Source organism: Pseudomonas oryzihabitans (assembly GCF_024652905.1).
GTDB classification, from domain to species: domain Bacteria; phylum Pseudomonadota; class Gammaproteobacteria; order Pseudomonadales; family Pseudomonadaceae; genus Chryseomonas; species Chryseomonas benzopyrenica.
Window position 1 is genome coordinate 1 of the sequence record NZ_CP102430.1, and the last position, 20,169, is coordinate 20,169.

Genomic DNA, 20,169 nt, shown 5'->3' on the forward strand with positions numbered 1-20,169 from the left:
ATGCCGGCGTATTCGACAACGCCGAGGACACTATCGACCTCTCCAAGGCTCGGCACTACTGCTTTGAAATGATGGAATTGCTCAAGGGTGGCGAAGCTCGGCCTGAGCTGCCTGTCGTGATGAGCTACCCGCTGCATCGTATCGAGCAAGCCATGAATGGCCGGCCTTTCATCCTGGTGCTGGAAGAAGGGCAGAACCTGGTCAAGAACGACTTTTGGCGCAAGCGTATCGACAACTTCATCATGCAGATCCGCCGCAAAAACGGGCTGATCATCTTTGTCACGCCCGATGCCAAGTATTTCCGGAGCGAAACCGACTCCATCGACAAGCAGACCGTGACCAAGATTTATCTGGCCGGAGATCAGGTGAAGGATGAGGACCATCAGAACCTGACCGAAGTCGAGCGCGAGTGGCTGCGCAAGCTGAATCAGAAGGATCGCAAGTTCCTGATCCGTCGTGGTCAGGAGTCGATTCGAGCTTGCTTCGATCTGTCCTCCGACAAGCCCGAGGAAGACCTTTCGGACTTCATCCCGGTGCTGTCTTCGAACGACGTGGGTGTAGCGCTGATGGAATCCATCATCGAGCGCCTGGGCACCGACGATCCCGAGGTTTGGGTTCCTGTCTTCATGGCAGAGGCCAAGACCAAAAACACCCACAACTTGAAGGCGGTCCGCTGATGAAAAACCTCAAGAAATTCGGCTTGGCTGCAGCCGTCTCCCTGGCCATTGCTGGTCAAGCTCAAGCGACTGGCGTCCCTGTCGGTGATGCAGGCACCTGGATGGCTCTGGCTCAGAACCTGGCAACTCTCCAGCAGCAGTATCAGACGCTGAAAGACCAGTACGAGACGCAGGGGGGAATCCTGAAAAACCTGCAGGGCACCTATGGTCGCGGCTCCATTGGTCTGGACGATTCGATCAACTCCGCGTCGGTCGTACCCGGATCCTGGCAGGAGGTGGTTTCCCGGCAGAACTCCGGCGCCTACGGCAGCAAGCAGAGCTATTACGAGGAACTGGTCAACACGCTCCCGCAGGAGCTGTTTGCCAATCCAGAAGGCAACCGCGCCCGCGACTACCAGCTGAGTTCAGATTCGGTGGTCGCGGCTCTGTCGGCGGGCGATGCCCTGTACAGCGAAGTACAGGTTCACCTGAACAACCTGGCCACCCTGGGCTCGCAGGTCGATACCACCACGAACGCCAAGGACGCTGCCGATCTCCAGAACCGCATCGCCACTGAGAACGGCATGTTGTCTTCGGCCCAGTCGAAGTTGCAGGCCCTGAACATGAACCTGCAGGCGAACCTGGCCAACCAGGAGAACCAGGCAACCTCGGACAACGAGCAGTTTTTCCGCTGGAAAGACGGCAACAACTGACTTCTCGCGTGCGAGAAAGGAGATCCATATGAAAGCGCTTTGGCTGGTCTTCAAGCTCATCACCTTCCCGATCTGGCTGCCGTTCTGGCTGCTCGGAAAAATGGGCAAGCTGCTGCTGCTGGTGCTGTTCGTCTCGGCTGCATCCGGTTGCGTGACCAACACCGGAAAGCTCGACAAGTCCCCCTGTGCTTGCGAGTTCACCCCCTTTGTCATCGATCACAAGGAGGCGAGCAATGCCTAAGTTCTTCACCCTGACCAATACCATCTGCCTGCTGGTTGGCGGCTTCGTGGTCGGCACCGTCATCTACGTCAACACTACGACCATTCACTTCGGTAGCGACGCGCCGACTGCACCCGCTGATGCCGGAGCCCCAGCTGTCCAGGCGCGCAGTGGCAATCCTCTGCTGAAAGCCACTCAGGCTGATGTCGCGGAGTGGTTCCCGGGCACCTGCTTTGCCGAGATCTACATGCAGGATCCGTCCTACAACGGCGGCCTCGTCGAGGGCTGTATCGACAAGACGGCACAGGAGATCAAGGCGCAGACGGGCGTTGCCTTGGGTGCTAGCGACTTCCGGACGCCTGAAGTGATCTCCCACTTCAAGAGCGTGTACGGAGCAGAGAACCCATGGCGGATCTGACGCTAAAAGGCCTGGTAGGGGCGACCGATGAGGTGACGAAAAGCTTCGTCGCTCAGGTCTTCCCGAACCTGGCCGGCATGGTCGAGCCGATAGTCTACCTCCTGGCAGTCGGCTATTGGGTCGTACTCGGCCTGCAGATGTACAACGGGCATGTAGCCGTCAAAACCTGGGATATCGTCAAGCGGGCCATGCTGACAGCGCTGGTGTTCAGCACGCTGAACTGGTCAAAGGGCGGCATCCAGCTGTACGACATCTGGGGAGGTTGGACCGAAGGTATCGCCGCCAAGATCATGAATGGTGGGAAAGACACAACCTCCATGCTCGATTCGCTCTACCAGAATGTCGGCAAAGTCTCCGCCACTCTGATGAATGTGAACTGGCGGCAGGTTGCAATGATCGTCATGGGCGCGGGACTGTTTGTTCTGAATTGCATCCTGTTCATTGCTGCAATCCTGAACATGCTGATCGCTAAGTTCGGTGCCGCGATTGTAATGTCGATCTTGCCAATCCTGGTCGGCTTCATTTTCTTCGATGCTGTACGTCAATGGGCAATGAACTGGTTTAGCAAGATGCTGAACTTCTCGCTGATCTACATCCTGTCGATTGCAGTCGTCCGATTTGGATATCAGATATTCGGCGAGGCCATTGATTCTGTTGCAAAGACTGCGACGATCAAAAGTGCAGCCCTGATTACTGCGCAGCAGTGGGGAACACTGGTGATTGTCGAGGGCGTTTTGATCATCTGCATGCTGCAGGTTCGTAGTTGGGCAGCTGCATTGTCATCCGGCGCAACGGTAGGCGGTTCGTCGCTGTTGGTCATGGCACTGCGCTCTGTTGGGATGAAAAGATAATGGACAAACAGTTCACGAAAGAAGAGAAAGCACGCCGCAAGCGTGAGCTTGAAGGCAACAAAACCAAGCAGGAGCGCAACCGTTCCCTGTTGGCCCAAGGGGTACAGGCAGTGGTCATTCTCAGCCTGGGATTCGCAGTTGCCAGCCTTGCCAATTCGAAGACCTACATTCCTGTCGTGACAGTCCTGGGCGCGGATGGCGAGGTGTTGAAGCAGCGCGTCATCGACAAGGACAACGTGGGCAAAGAGGAAGCCGTCACCGAAAAGGTGCTGTTCGACATGATCCGGGCCTGCAACACCTTCGACCTCCGTCGCAAGCAGCAGCTGTCCGATACATGCCACACCTACATGACCCCCGACGTTGCCGCCGAGTACGAGAAAGAACTGAGCCCGGAGAATCCGACCAACCCCTACCTCAGCCTAGGGGAAAAGGACTGGATCGAAGCCCAGCCCTACATGATGAACAAGGTCGGTGATGAATATCAGGTGTCGTTCAACTCCATCAAGCACCGATGGGGTGACAACCAACCCGTAGAACACCGATATCTGGCGACTATTAAAGTCAATCACACCTTGGTCCCGCGTGCGCTGGGCGAGCGCTGGGAAAACCCGTTCGGTACTTTGGCCACTCTGTACCGCAAGAGCGAAGAACTGAGCCGCCGGTAATTCGCTTAATCCACAAGGAAACTTCCAATGAAAAAACACTTCGTTTTGCCGACAGCTATTGCCCTGAGTTTGGCAATTGGCATATCTAACGCGCAGGCGGCCAAGTTGCCGCAGCCCCTGTCCAGCGATAATCGCGTTCAGCAAGTGCCCTACGATCCCAATCAGGTTTATCAACTTACCGGCACTTACGGATATCAGACTTCCATCGAATTTGAAGCCGATGAAATGGTGAAAGTGGTAGCCCTGGGCGACACCATCGCCTGGCAGAGCATGCCGTTCCGGAATCGGGTCTTTCTCAAGCCGGTGGAAGACAACGCTGAAACGAACATGACCGTTATCACCAGCAAGCGGACTTATTACTTTCAGCTGAATAGCAGCAAGAGAAAGAGCGGCCAGTCGTTCCTGGTGCGCTTCGTCTACCCGAGCACACGCCTTACCTCTTACAACGCCGAGCAGCAGCCGGCTCCCGGCGCTACCCCTGTAGCCACGGCGAGCGCTGCAGGAACGCCGAACATCAACTACGGCTATTCCGGCGACAAGGATGCCATCGGCCTGCAGGCCGTGATGGATGACGGGCAATTCACCAAGTTCCTGATGAAGAAAGGGGCGGATCTCCCACAGTTCTACCGCGTGCTGCCGGACGGCACCGAGGCCATGGTCGATGCCCATCGCGAAGGTGAGTACTGGGTGGTCAAGCGCCTGGCCAGCATGTTCGTGGTACGCAGCGGCAACGCTTACGTCTGCGTCGAGAACCTGGCCAATCCCTACAAGCGCACCGTGACCCGTGGTGCCCGTGACGGCGGAGGTGCATAAGCATGGCCGACGAAAAAAACCCGAACCCGAATCCGGGCCAGAATCCGAGCCAAGCTCAGCAGCCGGAGAAAACCCGCGAAGAAGAGATTCGCGAGTGGAACGAATCCAACTCCATGCTCAAGAGCAGCCCTGGCAATAGCAAACGCAGCGGGATCGGGATTGCTATTGCGGCTGTTGTTGCCCTGGGCTTCACCTACTGGATCAAGAATGGCGGCTCCGAGGGTGAGAGCAAAAACTCCCTGGGCAGCGATGAGATCGTAGCCTCGGAGCGTCGCACTGTGGCCGATCCGCCGCCGAAGCGTGAGGCTGCCAAGGTACAGCCCGTGTCCAACCAGGGGCTATCCGAGGCGCCTTCCGATACGCCGCGTAGCACCGTTGACCGTCAGCAGCAGAGCGGCATGAGCGAAGAGGAACGCCGCCGTCAGCAGCTGGAGTTCCAGGCTGAGGTGGAACGTCAGAAGATGCTGGCAGCGCGGCAGCGCTCTGCCATCTTCGCCACGGCCAAGGAAGAGGGTTTCGCGGAGCAGGGCGGCGGGAAAGAAGGCCAGCAGGGCAGCGGATCCCTCATTGGTGGCGACGGCGGCAACCGCGCCCCTCAGAACGCCAACGATGCGTTTGCCGCGTCCACCTATGGCGAATCAGTACCCATCACCGAGGCCCGCGCACTCGAGAACCTGCAATTCAAGGTGCTGCAGGGCACTGTCATCGAAGCCACCCTTGAGCCTCGCGCTCAAAGCCAGCTCCCTGGGCAAATCTGCGCATCGATTGCCCAAGACGTTTACGCCGCCGAAGGGCGCCGCGTGATGATTCCCTGGGGCTCGAAGGTCTGCGGCAGCTACAACGCGAGCCTGATGCCTGGCCAGGAACGTCTGTTCACCGTCTGGAACATGCTCAGGACGCCACGTCTGCCAGGCCGTGTCCCGATGGAAATTGCCATCAACAGCGCCGGCACCGATCAGCTGGGCAGCGCCGGCCAGGGCGGCGTCGTGAACAACCACTGGGCACAGATTTTCGGGGTGGCCGCTGCCGTTTCGATCATCGGCGCCGGCGCCTCCAACAGCGGCGTTTCCTCTGGCGATGAAGAAAACTCGGCGTCGCGCTACCGCAGCGAAGTGCAGGAGGCGGCAGCGAATTCCTCGCAAACGATCCTGAGCCGCTACGCGAATATCCAGCCGACGATCACCGTTCCCCACGGGTCGCGGGTAGTCATCTACCTCCAGCGCGACCTGGACTTCACCAAGCAATTCGCCAAGCAGGCCGAGCAGGCTGAAAACGGCGGCGTCACGTTCATCAATTGAGGGACCGTCATGTCTGAGATCGCATCCTTTCGGCGCAAACTGGAACCCCTGGTTTCTTTGCTGGACGATCCCGAAGTCTCCGAGATCGCTATCAACGGGCCGGGTAACGTGTGGGCGGGCTATCGCAGCAGCCGGTTCATGCGTCCGGTTGCTTGCGAGGGCGTGACGCTGCCACTGATCAAGTCGCTGGCCGATCTGATCGCCGCGCATACCGATCAGGAGGTCAGCGCCTATACACCGATCCTCTCTGGTCGGATCCCCATCAATCTCGACGATGGGGTATCGGAAAATGAGCGCGGCGACTATCGCGTCCAGGTCGTACTCGCCCCGGCTGTAGAACAGCACATTGGCGGGATCGTCTGTATCCGGAAGCCAGGTCGCAAGCAGATATCGCTGGATGAATACGAGGCCATGGGGGCGTTCGATTTCATCAACCAGCCGCGTCAGCCCGCCGAGTACGGCGACGATCACCTGGTAGAGCTCTACCGGGCCAAGCGCTGGAAAGAGTTCTTCAAGGGCATCGTCAAGGCTCGCAAGAACATCATGATCTCGGCGGGTACCAATGCCGGCAAATCCACGTTCCTGAACGAGCTGCTGCAGCACGTAGACCTTAGCGAGCGGCTGGTAACCATTGAGGACACGCGGGAGATCAAGGCTCCAGGTGAAAACGTCGTCCACCTGATCTATTCACGCGGTGGCCAGGGCAAGGCGAGGGTGACGCCGTTCGATCACCTCGAATCCATTCTTCGCCTCACGCCCGACCGGGCAATCATGGGGGAGCTTCGCGGAGGCGAAGCCTTCCCGTTCCTCGAACTGCTGAACACCGGCCACAGCGGCTCGATGTCCACCATCCACTCCGACTCCCCGGACCTGATGTTCGACCGCCTGGCGTCGATGGCATCCCGTGGCGGTGCCGACATGAGCAAGAGCCAACTCATCGAGTTCTCCCGTCAGCTCATCGACGTGGTTATCCAGTGGGAATACGGCTTCGATGGCCGCCGCATCATCACCGAGGTGCAATATGCAAAAGCTGCCTAAATTGACCCTGGCGATGCTGTTCGCTGCGGGCCTGCCTGCCCTGGCCTCAGCCGATGAAGGCCAACCAATGCGCTTTTCCGAACTGGCGGCCAAATGCGCGCCTTCGGTGCACCCTTCGACCCTGAAAGCGCTGGTCGGCAATGAATCGACCTTCAACCCCTATGCCATCGGCGTTGTGGGTACGCACCTGGCACGTCAGCCGCAATCGCTGGGTGAAGCCATAGCAACCGCCCAGCAGCTGGAACGCCAGGGCAAACGCTTCTCGATGGGCCTTGGCCAGCTACTGGTCACCAACATGCGGGCGAAGGGGCTGGACTACCCGGCAGTCTTCGAACCTTGCCGTAACCTGCAGGCCATCAGCGAACACCTGGCAGCTGACTACAAGAAGGCGCTAGCTACCAGCAGCAGCGAGCAAGAGGCGCTGCGCAAGGCCTTTTCCATGTACTACAGCGGCAACGAACTGCGAGGGTTCAAGCCGGATCATCCGGGTGAACCTTCCTATGTCGAGAAAGTGGTCACCCGGGCTCTAAACCCCTCGGCCGATGACCCGATTGTGCCTGCCGTAGAGGGCGCAGAAGCGGCAGAACCCATTTCCGCGGTAGCGGAGCCGGCCCCAGCTCGAACAGCGCCCCAGCGCGCTCGTAGGGCCGCTGAGCAGCAGGAGGGGCCATGGCTCACCTTTACAGACGACAACGGCCAGGTTCTTGCTGCTAGTCAGCAGCAAGCTCCCCAGCCCCAGCCCCAACAAGCCGAACAGCCGCAGATCCAGGTCCAGCTGAATACCGACGCTGATCCCGTCGATGCGCCGCGTGAATTCCAGCGCTTCCAGCCTACGGCGCCGGCTCCCGTCCAGCGCGAGGTCCAGGCTCCCCAAACCGTGGCAGAGCAGCGCCCGGCTACTCCCTCCTTCATTCAAATCGTCAACTGACTTCTCGCATGCGAGAAATGGAGCGTCTATGAGCATCAAGACCGCGATCCTCGCCGCAGCACTGGTCCTGGCCAGCAGCGCCTATGCCGATCAGCCGACCTCTCCGGATTACAGCTACGGATCCAAAAGCGACTCGGACGCTTGCGGCGCGACGCTGTGCCTGTTGGGCATGTCCCGCGATGGTGACTGCGACAAGTACGTCACCCGCTATTTCAGCATCGTTCGTACGAAGCATGGGAAATTCAGCCCCTCTCGCACCTCCGAGGCGCGGGGGGACTTCCTGGCCCAATGCGTCGAAGACAAAGCCAGCGGCAAGCAGGCAAACGACAAATGGGGAGGCTCCAAAGGTGGTTTCTAAGCTAGCAGCCATCAAGTCCCTTGCCCTGGTGGCACTGCTGGCCACGGGCATGCCGTATGCGCTCGCTGATCAGCAGCCAGCGGAAGGCAAGGCCCCGGTTCTGATCGATGGGGCTCGCCGGATCGAGGTTGGATTTTCTCCGGAAGGATCGGCCCTTGCCCTGGTGCTGCGCTCGATCAGCGCAGCGACCAATTCGATACGGCTATCCGCCTACATGCTGACCAGTCCCGATGTGACCAAAGCCTTGATCGAGGCCAAACAACGCGGCGTGGACGTGGCGATTGTGGCCGACCACGACGGCAATCTCGAAGGCGGCGCCGCCCGAGCTGGCCAACATGCACTGACGCTGCTGGCACGCGCCGGCATCCCCACACGGACCGTCAAGGTGTACCCGATTCACCACGACAAATTCATGGTGATCGACGGAAAGGCGGTCGAGACGGGCAGCTTCAACTACACGGCTGCAGCAGCAAAGAGCAACAGCGAGAATGCCCTGGTGGTCTGGAACGATGCCGATCTCGCTGAGCAGTACCTTCGCCACTGGCAAAGCCGGTGGGACAAGGGACAACCGTTCAAACCCAGCTATTGAGAGGTATGCGTATGGACAAGCAAAGCAGCGAGCCAACCACCTTCCAGCTCTTTCAGAAGGGCAAGGATCCGCAGGCATTCACGGATCCTCGCCAAGCAGGTGCAGCCTGGTTCAAGGCTGAAATGTCCGACAAGTCGGTTATCACGGTGCAGAAAGGTAACGGGCCAGCGCGGGTATACGCACAGGTGGGCAAGGAGGGCGCCCAGTACGCAAAGGATCTGCCATTCGACAACATGCCGGGCGCTGCCGATTTCAAGGCCTCTTTCAAAGACGCCCTGGAGCGACACAAGACTGAGCGAGCTGGAGCAGCTGCCGGCAAGGCGGCAGATTCACAGAGTCTGTCCAAACCGATGGACATGCCGGCAATTAGAGCCGCTGAGCGTGGCCACACCTATGAGGGGAAGATCGTCGGGTTCCAGAACAACAAGGTCATTCAGGCCGTGAGCGAAGGCCAGAAGACCTATCACGTCGCCCATGATCGGACGGCGCTGAGCAGCGCGAAAGCGGGCCTGCTGCATACCGGAAAGGATCTCTCCATCCGGTATCCCTTCGCGGGTGTCGGCATCGTTCAAGAACGCCAGCTGGAGCGCGAACGGAAGGCCCCGGCCCTGCAGCCGAAGTCACTCGGAGGCAAGGGCTTTTGAGGCTGCTGATCGCCTAAAAAGAACCCCGCCATGGCGGGGTTCTTTCATCTGTGCTTATTAAACGCAGGTAATGAGGCTTAGGAAGCGGTATCGGATAGCGAAAGCAACGGGAAACCTCTTCGACCGTGTTTCCCGCTGGAACGCTTTAGGGTTCCAGCTTACAGCCCCATGCTCCCCGTTTAATAACGGAACCCAAGGAGACTTCCAGTAGGGTCAGTATCGGTGAGTCGGATCCGGACGAAGCTGTCGTAATCAAAGCCTGAAGTAAAGTCAGCCACAGGAACCATATCGGTGTTCAGTGTGCAGATGTATTGGAAGCCGTATTTTGCAGCCATCGCGGCAGCAAGTTCCAAAGCATGGGCACGTTGCCGAGGGTCAACACCGTCAAAAATCGTGCTGTCGTGGATCAGGAAGTCGATCCCGAGACCACGCTGGCGTGCGAACGAAATCAGCATGAGGTCGTAGCAGAAGATTTTCATCTTGCTGATGCCCTCACTCGGACTGCCCGCTATCTCGACATCGAATTTGTAGCCAGTTTCGTCGATATCGATGACAAGCCGGCCAGGTGACTTATAAAGAGTCTCCGAGAACTCGGAAAAGAGGCCAAGCGCCTTTGACCACAGCACACGCCGCTCTTCATAGTCGAGGGTTGTTGCGCGCTTTAACTCGACGGTCTCGACCTTGATCGTGTCGGCCTTCGTGCTCATCTGACGAAGCTGGGTAATCCTATTGGTCAGTTCGTTAACTTTCAGCCGAGTAGCAGCATGCAGTTCCTGCAATTGAATAAATTCTTCCAGAGCGCCCTGTCCTGCAAGCGCACTAAGGTAGCCGGCACGTCGATCTGTGAGGGTCGCAATATCAGTCTCGCGCTCAACGACGGCAGCTTCTAGCGCGGCAATCTCGCTGGCGATGAACTGACGGCGATTGGCGATGATCTGGGCATTGAATGCCCGTGCTTCCTGCAGTGTCTTTTTGACCGCGCCAGGTAATGCGATGCCAGCCTCACTGTAAAGGGCTTCGAGACGGTCTATCGTTGGAGCGCCTTCGCTCATTAACGAATCGCGGTAGCGATTGAGACGGCGCTTATCCACGATATTGGCGTTGACCAGGCTATGAATTTCGCTAGTCATGAGGTTCGCCTGACTCTCGATTTCACGGTATTGGGGAAGAACACGGAAATTCGATAGAGCCTCTCGTTCACGCTCAAGCTGGGTTGCAAGGCGCAGGCGTTCGGCTTCGAGTTCGCCGAGTGATGCCAGCTCGCCTTCTATGGCTCCAGTCTTGATCGCCTGCTTGAGCGCATCGAGCGCTTTCTTTTGATCTTTCAGCTGCTGCCAGGCGGCGGCCTTCTCCCAATTCAACCCCAGTAGAAAGGCATTGTGGAGCTGAATGTCCCAAGTTTTCTGGTTGTCGAAGTGCTTGAATGGGATGTTATAGGCGGCTGTCTGGTTACGCACAAAATAGGAAAGCAGCGAACGTACCGAGGGCTTGTACCCGGATTCTGATGACAACTCACTGACACCGAATAGTGACCAGGCGAGAACGGCTCGCCACCTCTTGACGTCTAGTCCCGGGACACCTTCCTTGTTCGGCGTTGGCTTGATAGGCCAGTCATCGGTAGTCCCTTCGATTGCAAAGAACCCAGGTGTATCGACCGCGCGCGTCACAGCAACGTCGTTGCCCTGCAAGGAAAGCTCTAGCGTGAAAGCCCAACCCTGCAGAGCTTCAATGCGAAGCCCTTTTCCAGGTGCGGTATTACTGGCGAGGCAAAAGTCGATGATTTCAATTAGCGTCGATTTGCCCAGAGCGTTGGTCGTATCTTTATCCCCGGCCGAGGTAGATCGGTCCGCTAAGATAAGATTGACCCCCGGCTTTAGCGGCGTGGTGTGGAAGCCCTTTCGGTTGGCGCGAACAGCTCTGATCATGAGGCGGTCCTCACAATAAGGCCGTCTCGGATATCGATAGCGCCGATTAAATAAAGGAGGTTCGAGGCCAGCACAAATCGCTCGAAGGTCCCTACATTTGGTTCCTTGCGCAGACGCTCCCAGAGGCCTGAAATAGTCATTGGCATGTTGAGATGCGCCAACAGCGTAGCGCCGACACCGATCAGCGCCTCGTTCTGCGGGATATGTTTGGTCGGAAGAATCATCTCTCAAACACGTCGCAGATTTCGAAAAGGTAAATTAGAACGGCGATGCCTGCGGTCTTGTCTGCCTGTCGACGCAGACCACGTTGGGCAAAGGCGCACATTAATTCGAATAGCTCGTCACCCTTATGGCCCTCTTGCCGGCGAGCGTAATATTCTGCCAGGAAGCCGGCTTTCAATCGCTCAGGAAAGTCAGGATCCAGCTGCGCTTCTGCCTCGACATAATCGCTAACGGTGGCTCGTGAGGTTAGCCCAGCAGCGATGATGTGGCGAGATCCATTCGAAAGCGAGTTCTTCTTGACCTTCTCGTCTGGTGCGAGAAGGTCGAAAGAGCCATTTGGCGCCGGCGCCTGGCCAGCAACCCAAGAGACGGCGTTCTGCAATTCGGGAAAGGCAACATCCGCAAAGGCTGCTTCTATAGCTTGCCGGACCTGTCTTTCGTGGCTTTCTTTCAGTTGTAGAAGGGTTGCAGTAGGCCAATCGGCCGCAACCTTGTCGATGATCGTGTGGTGATCGGTACAGAGATAGATGAGGTTTTGGACGCTATCGCGCTCATCATCAGTCATAGAGCCGTCATGCCGGGCAGCAGTCGGCTTTTCGCCACAAATATGCGCTGCCTCGCCAACATAGGTATCGTCTCCCACCTGGGCACGGTACGTAAGGTGTTTGCCACACATCGGGAAGGCGCAGACGCCCCCGCTTCTGAACGCCAGGATGATTTTTGTTGTGTAACTAGCGCCCATGGCCACCGCCGATTTGGAGAGAATCCCTGCTGCTATTGCTATTTGACACGGCTTTCCGTACCTGTTCTGACGGCTCAATCAAACCGTTTTCAGTTTGAAGGCGTCATCGCCGTAAAACAATGGTTTGCCGTCAGCTCCCGCCAGTTCGAGCTTACCGTCAAGGACGGAATATTCTGGGGTTCCGGCTTACACCCCCGATGCCATTTCTTAGGTAATAGCCCTGCCTCATTCAGGTCCTCGCTTGGCCACCGCCCACGCCATCAAGGCCCGTCCGACGCTTGCGTTCCAGTCCAGCCTGGCCGTCCACTACAGTGCGAGGCTGTATGGGTTCGCGCCTTTGCTTCTCCCGATCCTGCTGTAGGGACAACGCCGTGGACTTGTCGTAGCGTTTGGCGATCGCAGCGGGTAGCCCACTGATCGAGTCAGCGTAAACCCGGGCTTCGAGTCGAGCCCGGCTGATGGCGACATACCAGAGGTTTTGCGAGGTCGTCCGGCTCTTGGTATTCAGCGAGATCATGACCCGATCATTCGTCAGGCCCTGGGCGCTGTGCACCGTTGCCGAATAGGCATGCTCCAGGTGCAAGGGCCTATTGGTCGGGAGGCTGACCGTCCGCTCAGGCTGGCCGTTCACCTCCTTGATCGAGGCCAACTGCACCACGCCATTCTCGATGCTCGTCACGCGCATACGGTCGCCGTTGGTGAGATCGAGCTTCGGATCCTGACGGTTGATCCGAATGAGGTCGCCGACCGACAGTTCGGGCTTTTCCAGCTTGTACACGCTGAGCTTGGTGGCCTTGCGAGGATTGAACTCGTAGCGATTGCCGCTGCGGTCTTTGACCACCAGCACGTTACCTGGCAGCGCCTGGTCTACCACGTACAGCTCGCCCCGAGTCAGGCCAGCGGCCTTGTAGTCCTTCTCGGGCTGGATGACCATTCCCTGCTTGTAGCTAGGGGCATACCGACGCTCTGCTTCGGTGGAATCAACCCGGTTTAGGGTCTCGAACTCCTTGCCTTTGCCCGACAGGCCGAGCGCCTTGCGGGCCATCTGGTTGATCTCCTTTCGATCCTTGTTGGTGCCGGCGACGATCAGCACCTCTTTCCGCTGCTCCGGGGTCAGGGCGATGTAGTCGCGCACGATTGCCTGGTGCCGGTCCGAGGCTTGCCGCAGTTCTTCGACGTGCTGCAGGTGCTGCAGCGCCTGGGCGGGCTTGCCATCCGCCGCGTACTGGACGGCCCGCTTCAATTCCGGATCCTTCTGCCGCTGGATCTCCTTGATTCGGGCCGTCTCCATGCCGTTGTGCTGCAGCTGCGCGAAGGGCTTGCCGGCTTCAATGGCTTCGGTCTGCTTGGTGTCGCCCAGCTGGATCAGGCGCGCACCCGTTTGCTCGACCTCTCGCATGAGCCGTTCCATCTGGCGGGCACCGACGACACCGGCTTCATCGAGAATGACGATTGTCTTGTCATCGAGGGTCTTGTTCTTGGTGTTGAAAAAGCTGGCCAGGGTATGGGCATCCAATCCCTCGTTCTTCAAGGCGGTGACCTGGTTGCCATAGGGTGCCAGCGCGACGACGCGATAGCCCGTCAGTTGCTGCGGGTCGCGGGTACTCATTGCCGTGTTCACAGAGTTGATCAGCTGCACGGCCCGCTCGACCGAATAGGTCTTGCCCGTGCCGGCGTCGCCCTGGATTCCAACGAATCGGTTGTTGGTCCCGACGATCACCTCCACGGCTTGGTACTGGCCAGCGGATAGGGTGGACCCTTGGAGCGCGCTCGCAACCTGCTCCTTGGTCATCAGGGGTGTGACCTGGCCACGTCCAGCGCGCTCGATGGCAAGTATCGCCTTTTCCCGCTTCAACGCTTTCTGTGTGGTGTACCGCTTGCCGGTCACCTCCAAGGATCCTCGCTTGATGGCCATGTCCACGTATTGACGTGACTGCTTCTCCGACCAGCCTTTCAGCTCCTGCAGGTGAGCGCGCCATCCTGCAGGCGAGAGTGCCGGCGAATCGGCATCGCCGCTGGCCATCCGGTAGGTGGGGGCGGATTCGATCAAGGTCCCCTGCTTGACCAGCCGGCGTATCTCGTCATCGACCTGATCAGGCGTCGCAAGGCCGATGGCCCGGCGCAACGCGACAGTCCGCAAGTCGTGGTCGCTTACCACTTGCTCACGCTCGGTCAGGTGGTTGATCGCGTACTGGACCACGGCCTGGCCGGGGGTGATGCCTTCCGGCAGGCTGTATTCCGCCTGGCCCTTGGCGGATCTGGCCGCGTACTCACGATTGTCGAGGTGACTGCGCGAACCGAAGTCGATGCCCAGCTCTCGCGCCTTGGTAACCCAGTATTCCTTGACCAGGTGCCGGTCGCGCTCGTCCTTTCGCGGACGGGTCGCCATGGCGATGATCTGCTTCTCAAGCGGTGTCGCATCGAGCCGGGTTTTTCCGTCCTTGGCGAGGGCTTCCTCGATCACCTTCGAGCGGCTGGAGAACGCTTCGATCTGCTCGCGGGAGATATGGGCCAGCTCGAAGTTGCCCTGGTTGTCCAGAACCCGGATCCCATAGCCCAGCGCTCGCAACTCCTGGGCGAGAATGCCCTTGTACATGGCATCGATCTGCGGCTGGATCTTGTAGATGTCGTCGTTCCGCAACGCCCGCCATTTGCCATCGGATCGCTGCGTCATGTTCATGACCACAGCATGCGTGTGAAGCTGCGGATCCTTGGCCCTGCTCATTTCGTGGCGAAACTTGCCGATGACAAGGTTTCCGGAGCGTTCCACCATCGACTTGCCGTCCACCTTCTTGCGGGTCTGAGCCAGGCGCTCGACCTCCTGCATGCTGCGGGTCACAGCGCGGTCGTGTGCGGCGATCACATCCTTGTCGCCGGCAATCAGGGATTGCATGGATACCGACTTGGGAGCCGAAAACGTCAGGTCCAGGCCCATGCGACGGGTGCCGGTTTCCTTGTCGAAGGTCTTGGCCATCCGCTCGCCGTTCGGCAACTTGCCGTCGAGCAGCCGTGCAAGCTCTTTCTGGTCGATTGCGCCCTCTAGGCCCAGCAGGTCAGCCCCGATGCCCTGCCATTCGCCAGGGGCCTCCTTGGCGTAGTAGTCATCAGCGCTGGAGAAATACCCTGCAGCTGCATACTGGTTGTCGCCTTTGATCAGCGTCACGTTGAACATCGGGGCACCTCGTCAGGCTGCAGCCTGGCCTAGAACAATGGCCGGCGCGCGCTCTTTGTAGTCCACGTGGGGCGATTTGATCTTGGTGATCGGGTAGTCCTCGGCAAATTTGACGTACGCCTCAAGGTCATTGAGGTTGGAGATTTCCGAGTCCATCACCACCGGCTCCGACTTGATTTCCTCGGCCCTGGTCTGCTTGCCGGCAGACCACGATCTGCGGAAACGCTTGACCTCGTGGTTGCCCAGGATCTCCCGGGCCTGGTCGGCGTTCTTCGCGTTCGCCGCCGCTAAGATGACGTAGTTTCGGAAGCACGAAAGCAGGGTTTCCGCATCGTCCCGGCCATAGCTCGCATTTAACTGCGACCAGTCCTGCAGGCTGCCAACCATGCGCAATCCATGTTTCCGGCCCTTGGTCGCGGCAGGAACGAAGCTCTCCAGCTTGCCCAGCGATTGCAGCTCATCGAGGAAGAGCCATAGGCGTTTGCCTGTCATGGGCTCCGAACTCAGGATCGTCGCGCAGATGGTGTCGATCCAGGTGGCCACCAGCGGGCGCATGGTGTCGCGCATGTCTTCCCGCCAGGTGATGAAGAGATTGCCAGCGTCTGGATCGTGAACCCACTGATAGAGCGAGAATGCGCCCTTGGTCATGTAGCGCAGTGGGCGGACGTACTTGTTGATCATGAACTGGATGCTGGCAATCGCCTTTTCCGCGTTGTCGCGGAAATAGCCCTCCGAGTCGGTGTTGGCCAGGAACGCCCGGACGGTCTCTCCGTCTTCGCGAACCAGCAGGTTCACCAGCGTCTCCTGGTCGGGGTTGTTGGTCTCCATCAGCTTGCGCATGGTGTCGGCGATGACGTTCCGTGCGTACTCGCACCATTCCTCGCTGCTCGGGTCGATCTGCGGAGGCACGATGGACTTGGCCATGCGGTTGAAGTCATGGACGCCACGGATCTCGTTGAAGATCGACCAGCCGACTGATCGGGCATCGAAGGGGTTGAGCACGTAATCCCCTTTGAAGCTGAATTTCGACAGGAACGTGCCGTTCGGGTCCACGACCGCCATGCGGTCGCCGCGCTTGAGCGCCGAGGCCATCATTCCCTCCATCGTCACGGATTTACCGGCGCCGATGGACGCGCAAATCATGGTGTTGCGGTCTTCCAGGTGCAGCGGCATCGGGAGTTTGCCGATCATGATCGGCTCAAGCTTCTCCAACCCCTTCTTGCGGCGTTCCCTGTTGGTCTTAGCGTTCCGCGCATTGACCTTGCTTTTGACGTGGTGCCAGTTGCGGATGCGAGATCCGCGCAACCACATCTGGAAGCGTTCCCCCCTGAATCCGTCGTCGCAATACTCGTACAGGTAGTAACAGAGGCCCGCGGCTGCCACGGAGGTTGCAATGGTCGCGCCGGTGACGACTGGGTTATGCCAGCCGTTGTGCAGCGTCTCCCTGAATGCCGCAGGGAACGGGGTCAAAGGCAGCCCCGCGAAGTGAATGCCTCCCAGCCAGCCCGCCAGCGGCAGACCAAAGCCGGCTGTCATGACGGCGGAATCGACCTCTTGTTTGTGCATCAGTCTTCTCCAGTCAGTCGCTCGATATCGTTGGCCAGCTCCGGCAGCAAGACCGCCAGGGCATCCTCGGCACCGTCCAGGTGCTGCAGCTGGGCACGCAACTCGTTCACTTTTCCCTGGGTCACGTTTTGCCGAATCAGGTAGATGGCCACCGTGAGAATTGCCCGGTTGCGGGTCTGCTCCTGGGCGATGCTTTCCAGCAATCCGATCATCCGTTGCTGCTCGGCCCAGTCCTCGACGCCTGGCCTGTGTGCCCCCTTGTCCATGGCCAACACGCGGTCGCGGATGTATGCCGAGAGGTGCTTGTAGCCAGCCAGTGCGGCGGCTTCTTCTACCCGGGCCAGCTGCTCGGTATTGAATCTGATGGGTACTGTCCGGCCCACGCTGCGCCCTCAATTAGCTGGGAAAAATGGAAATTTTCAGAGGTAAAGGTACAGGACAGCATGTGTAATGCAAGTGTGATACACAGAAACGCTTGATTGATGCTACTTGCGTGCTATTTTGTAATACAGATGTATCACAGTGATTTTCGGGTCTACTGGTCTGCAAGCCGCAGCCTATGCGGCTTTCACCTCCCGACAGGGAGGTGCGTGTTGTGTATTGAGACTTTGACCCTGTTAAGGGTTGAAGTTGATGCTCTTGTTAAGGGCGTTTTCAGTACCTAGGCCGAAGGCCGTAGAGATAGAAGGGGAGGGGAGTGCAAAAAGGGAGCAGATGAGACGCAGGTAGAAGGCAGAAGAGGTGCAGATTGACTACAATAGGGAGACAATTAGCATGCAATAGAAATGCAACAAGGGTGCAGGTAGGGTGCAAAATGGCAGGCAAGGACATTGAGGCAGCATTGATGGCTGTCGAACCAGAGACCAAGGCAGCAAAAATACGCCAGGTCATGCCGGTGATTGAAAGGCAGTTGAAGGCAGGGGTGACACGCAAGGCGATCCTGGAAGTGCTCAAAGCGCAGGGGATCGAGGTGAGCATGGACACGCTCAAGAGCTACCTATATCGGCACCGGAAAGCACAACGGGTGGATGCTGATCAGAAGCCAGCATTACCAGTTGGCCAACCTGAAAGCCAAGCGAGGCCAGTAGCCTCAGCACCAACAGACAGCCGCAGGGAATCAGAAGAGACGGGAGTTGTATCGTACGATACAGATGCAAAACCCAAGGCAGCTCCACAGGGTCATTTTGGACCTGCAGAACTCAGCAAGCTCATGAATCCCGGGGACGATCAGAACGCCCTGGATCTGGACAAATACGAAAGCGCAGCACGTAGCTCAAGGAAACGCAGATGAGTAAAACAGTCATCGTCAACTTCACCGGAAACTCCGGCAAAACCACGCTATCGGACAACCTGATCTGGCCTCGGAATGGTGGACTGCGGTTCGCAGTCGAGACCATCAACGCGGGCGCGGCTGATACTGCAGCCGAGATCGAGCGCTTGAAGGGCAAGCAGTTCGGCGAACTGTCGGAGGTGCTGCTGACCGAGGAAAACGTGGTGGTCGATGTGGGGGCATCGAACGTCGAAGACTTCTTCAAATTCATGGGCCAATACGACGGCTCCCACGAAGACATCGATTACTTCGTGATCCCAGCCGTACCGGAAAAGAAGCAGCAGGTGGACACGATCAACACGATCAAGACGCTCTCTGCCCTGGGCGTGCCGGCAAAGAAGATCCTGGTCGTCTTCAACAAGGTCCAGATCGAGGACGCCGACGATGTTCCGCAGACGTTCTCGGCGCTGTTCGGCTTCCATGAGGTGGAAAAGAAATTCACCCTCAAGCGGGATGCCGTGGTGTTCTCGAACGAGGTATTCGAGCGGCTGCGCGGGTTGAAAATGAACGTAGGCGAGGTGCTGGCCGATACGACCGACTACCGCGAGAGCCTGCGCGCTGCGACCGATGAGGCCGACAAGGAGCATGCCAAGCGCATGATCTCTGCCCAGCGGCTGGCCAAGTCGGCTTGGCGCAACCTGGATCAGGTCTACGCGACCCTCTTCGGCAAGGGGAAGTAGCCCATGGCCAAGGATCCGACCACGGCCCGGGAGGCGATGCTCGGGCAGATGATGGATGACTTCGATGTCATCGTGCGTCGGCTTGAGGAAGTCGATGCCGCGTTGGCAGAGAAGATCAGCCAGGCTGTTCGAGACGCCGCCGGCAAGGCCCTTTTGCAGTCGCAGATGAACTTCGAGTCGATGATGAGCGAGCAGCGCAATGCCCTGGTACAGGCCGGGCGCGAGGCGGCGGCAAGGATCGGTAACGAGATCAACCGCAGCACGGCTAGCCTGGTCACGGCACAGGCCGAGCGCCGCGCCGTTGGCTTCTCGGCGCTGTTGCTGGCCGTAGGCGCAGCGCTGGGCGCGGCTCTGATGTTCATTGCCGTGCGTGGCGGATACTTGGGTTGAAGTAGGGGGATCCACCCCCTTTTTCATTGCGTGTCTGTATCGTACGATACAGACGACAAACTGTATCGTTCACCTACCTTCCGCGCATGAGTATTCAATCCGGGGGGTTCTCGCATGCGAGAAAGGAGGCCCCATGGCCGGCACGGCAAGTCAGCTGCTGTACGACGAAATCGAAGCGGCCTATGACTGGTTCAATGAGCGGCTGTATGACGGAAAGCTGCCAGGCTGCATCTTCACGCTGCAGCGCAAGGCGAACACATTCGGGTACTACTCGGAATCTCGCTTTCTGCGCCGAAACGGCACCGGCAAGAGTGATGAGATCGCGCTCAACTGCGCGTATTTCGCCCATCGCAGCATCAAGAAAACGCTCTCCACACTGGTGCATGAGCAAGTTCACCAGTGGCAAGCCCACTTCGGTAAACGCTCTCGCGGCGGATATCACAATGCCGAGTGGGCGGACAAAATGGAGTCCATCGGGCTCATGCCGTCCGACACGGGCGAACCTGGTGGTCGCCGTTGCGGCCAGCAGATGACGCACTACATCATCGAGGGCGGCCCCTTCGATTTGGCCTGTGATGAGCTGATTGAAAGCGGGGCGATGCTGTCGTGGATCGATGTCGTCACCCAGCGTGTCCCCATGTCGGCAACCCAGCTCTTTGGTCCAGGCGGCGAGCCTGTGCCCCAGCCAGAAGACCCGACGATTGATATTCCGGCGCTCACGACTGCCGGCCTGATCCAACCGTCTTCCAGGCCCGAGGATCCGAAGAACAAGCGCAAATACACCTGCCCGAGCTGCCACCTGAATGTGTGGGGAAAACCGGGACTGAGTGGGAAGCTGCAATGTGTCGAATGCGAAGTCCGGTTTGTCGAACCCAGCGAGTTGGTTGAAGTGACCCTCGACGATGACGATCAGCCGGACACGGACGACTGAAACGAGCGTCCGCCGTCAGA

At 58.6% G+C, this 20,169-nt stretch carries 22 protein-coding genes and 1 pseudogene; 17 read left to right on the forward strand and 6 right to left on the reverse strand.

The genetic code is table 11. The features are described 5' to 3' along the window. The 13 genes and pseudogenes from NRG74_RS23850 to NRG74_RS23910 all read left to right on the forward strand — a co-directional run. Positions 1-677: pseudogene (locus tag NRG74_RS23850) on the forward strand (type VI secretion protein); the annotation flags it as partial. Beyond that, positions 677-1,369, forward strand: a complete 693-nt coding sequence (locus NRG74_RS23855; RefSeq protein ID WP_064308181.1) for a type IV secretion system protein — start codon at positions 677-679, stop codon at positions 1,367-1,369. The pseudogene NRG74_RS23850 and the gene NRG74_RS23855, both read left to right, overlap by 1 nt. 28 nt (positions 1,370-1,397) lie before the next feature. Then, a complete protein-coding gene (locus NRG74_RS23860; RefSeq protein WP_064308182.1) occupies positions 1,398-1,610 on the forward strand; it encodes a hypothetical protein in 213 nt (70 codons plus the stop codon). Beyond that, positions 1,603-2,007 (forward strand): hypothetical protein, encoded by a 405-nt coding sequence (locus NRG74_RS23865; RefSeq protein ID WP_257706773.1) that lies wholly within the window; start codon positions 1,603-1,605, stop codon positions 2,005-2,007. The genes NRG74_RS23860 and NRG74_RS23865 overlap by 8 nt, the downstream gene beginning before the upstream one ends. Further along, entirely contained in the window at positions 1,995-2,858 is an 864-nt protein-coding gene (locus NRG74_RS23870) for a type IV secretion system protein (protein WP_064308184.1), read from the forward strand. Before NRG74_RS23865 ends, NRG74_RS23870 begins: the two co-directional genes overlap by 13 nt. Then, complete coding sequence (locus tag NRG74_RS23875; RefSeq protein ID WP_064308185.1) at positions 2,858-3,523, forward strand: type IV secretion system protein; 666 nt, start codon at positions 2,858-2,860, stop codon at positions 3,521-3,523. The genes NRG74_RS23870 and NRG74_RS23875 overlap by 1 nt, the downstream gene beginning before the upstream one ends. 27 nt (positions 3,524-3,550) lie before the next feature. Next, a complete protein-coding gene (locus tag NRG74_RS23880) occupies positions 3,551-4,336 on the forward strand; it encodes a TrbG/VirB9 family P-type conjugative transfer protein (protein WP_257706774.1) in 786 nt (261 codons plus the stop codon). Between the two features lie 2 nt (positions 4,337-4,338). Continuing rightward, positions 4,339-5,634: a TrbI/VirB10 family protein gene (locus tag NRG74_RS23885; protein WP_257706775.1), complete on the forward strand. Its 1,296-nt coding sequence runs from the start codon at positions 4,339-4,341 to the stop codon at positions 5,632-5,634. A gap of 9 nt (positions 5,635-5,643) precedes the next feature. Further along, positions 5,644-6,672 carry a P-type DNA transfer ATPase VirB11 gene (gene virB11 / locus NRG74_RS23890; protein ID WP_074585195.1) on the forward strand — a complete coding sequence of 343 codons (1,029 nt, stop codon included), beginning with the start codon at positions 5,644-5,646 and terminating at the stop codon, positions 6,670-6,672. Further along, entirely contained in the window at positions 6,656-7,600 is a 945-nt protein-coding gene (locus NRG74_RS23895) for a lytic transglycosylase domain-containing protein (protein WP_257706776.1), read from the forward strand. The genes virB11 and NRG74_RS23895 overlap by 17 nt, the downstream gene beginning before the upstream one ends. Before the next feature lie 28 nt (positions 7,601-7,628). Next, entirely contained in the window at positions 7,629-7,958 is a 330-nt protein-coding gene (locus NRG74_RS23900; RefSeq protein ID WP_257706777.1) for a TrbM/KikA/MpfK family conjugal transfer protein, read from the forward strand. A gap of 49 nt (positions 7,959-8,007) precedes the next feature. Further along, positions 8,008-8,547: a phospholipase D family protein gene (locus NRG74_RS23905; protein WP_437181208.1), complete on the forward strand. Its 540-nt coding sequence runs from the start codon at positions 8,008-8,010 to the stop codon at positions 8,545-8,547. Positions 8,548-8,558: 11 nt separating this feature from the next. Then, on the forward strand, positions 8,559-9,191 hold the full coding sequence (locus NRG74_RS23910; RefSeq protein WP_257706779.1) for a KfrB domain-containing protein: 633 nt from the start codon (positions 8,559-8,561) through the stop codon (positions 9,189-9,191). Positions 9,192-9,370: 179 nt separating this feature from the next. Here the strand turns inward: NRG74_RS23910 and NRG74_RS23915 are convergent, their stop codons facing one another. The 6 genes from NRG74_RS23915 to NRG74_RS23940 form a co-directional block, all read right to left on the reverse strand. Continuing rightward, positions 9,371-11,116, reverse strand: coding sequence for a DUF2326 domain-containing protein (locus NRG74_RS23915; RefSeq protein ID WP_257706780.1), 1,746 nt, complete (start codon positions 11,114-11,116; stop codon positions 9,371-9,373). Further along, positions 11,113-11,340 (reverse strand): ABC-three component system middle component 6, encoded by a 228-nt coding sequence (locus NRG74_RS23920; protein WP_257706781.1) that lies wholly within the window; start codon positions 11,338-11,340, stop codon positions 11,113-11,115. Before NRG74_RS23920 ends, NRG74_RS23915 begins: the two co-directional genes overlap by 4 nt. Beyond that, on the reverse strand, positions 11,337-12,080 hold the full coding sequence (locus NRG74_RS23925) for an HNH endonuclease (RefSeq protein ID WP_257706782.1): 744 nt from the start codon (positions 12,078-12,080) through the stop codon (positions 11,337-11,339). The genes NRG74_RS23920 and NRG74_RS23925 overlap by 4 nt, the downstream gene beginning before the upstream one ends. Positions 12,081-12,309: 229 nt before the next feature. Next, complete coding sequence (gene mobF, locus NRG74_RS23930) at positions 12,310-15,252, reverse strand: MobF family relaxase (protein ID WP_257706783.1); 2,943 nt, start codon at positions 15,250-15,252, stop codon at positions 12,310-12,312. A gap of 12 nt (positions 15,253-15,264) precedes the next feature. After that, on the reverse strand, positions 15,265-16,818 hold the full coding sequence (locus NRG74_RS23935; protein ID WP_257706784.1) for a type IV secretion system DNA-binding domain-containing protein: 1,554 nt from the start codon (positions 16,816-16,818) through the stop codon (positions 15,265-15,267). Next, a complete protein-coding gene (locus tag NRG74_RS23940) occupies positions 16,818-17,201 on the reverse strand; it encodes a hypothetical protein (protein WP_257706785.1) in 384 nt (127 codons plus the stop codon). Before NRG74_RS23940 ends, NRG74_RS23935 begins: the two co-directional genes overlap by 1 nt. 431 nt (positions 17,202-17,632) lie before the next feature. Here NRG74_RS23940 and NRG74_RS23945 point away from each other — a divergent pair, with 431 nt between their 5' ends. The 4 genes from NRG74_RS23945 to NRG74_RS23960 all read left to right on the forward strand — a co-directional run bounded on the left by NRG74_RS23945 (position 17,633) and on the right by NRG74_RS23960 (position 20,149). After that, positions 17,633-18,109 (forward strand): hypothetical protein, encoded by a 477-nt coding sequence (locus NRG74_RS23945; RefSeq protein WP_257706786.1) that lies wholly within the window; start codon positions 17,633-17,635, stop codon positions 18,107-18,109. Further along, positions 18,106-18,828: a StbB family protein gene (gene stbB / locus NRG74_RS23950; protein WP_064308198.1), complete on the forward strand. Its 723-nt coding sequence runs from the start codon at positions 18,106-18,108 to the stop codon at positions 18,826-18,828. Before NRG74_RS23945 ends, stbB begins: the two co-directional genes overlap by 4 nt. Positions 18,829-18,831: 3 nt before the next feature. After that, complete coding sequence (locus NRG74_RS23955) at positions 18,832-19,218, forward strand: hypothetical protein (RefSeq protein ID WP_064308199.1); 387 nt, start codon at positions 18,832-18,834, stop codon at positions 19,216-19,218. Between the two features lie 133 nt (positions 19,219-19,351). Next, entirely contained in the window at positions 19,352-20,149 is a 798-nt protein-coding gene (locus NRG74_RS23960) for a SprT-like domain-containing protein (protein WP_257706787.1), read from the forward strand. The last annotated feature ends 20 nt before the right edge of the window (positions 20,150-20,169 follow it).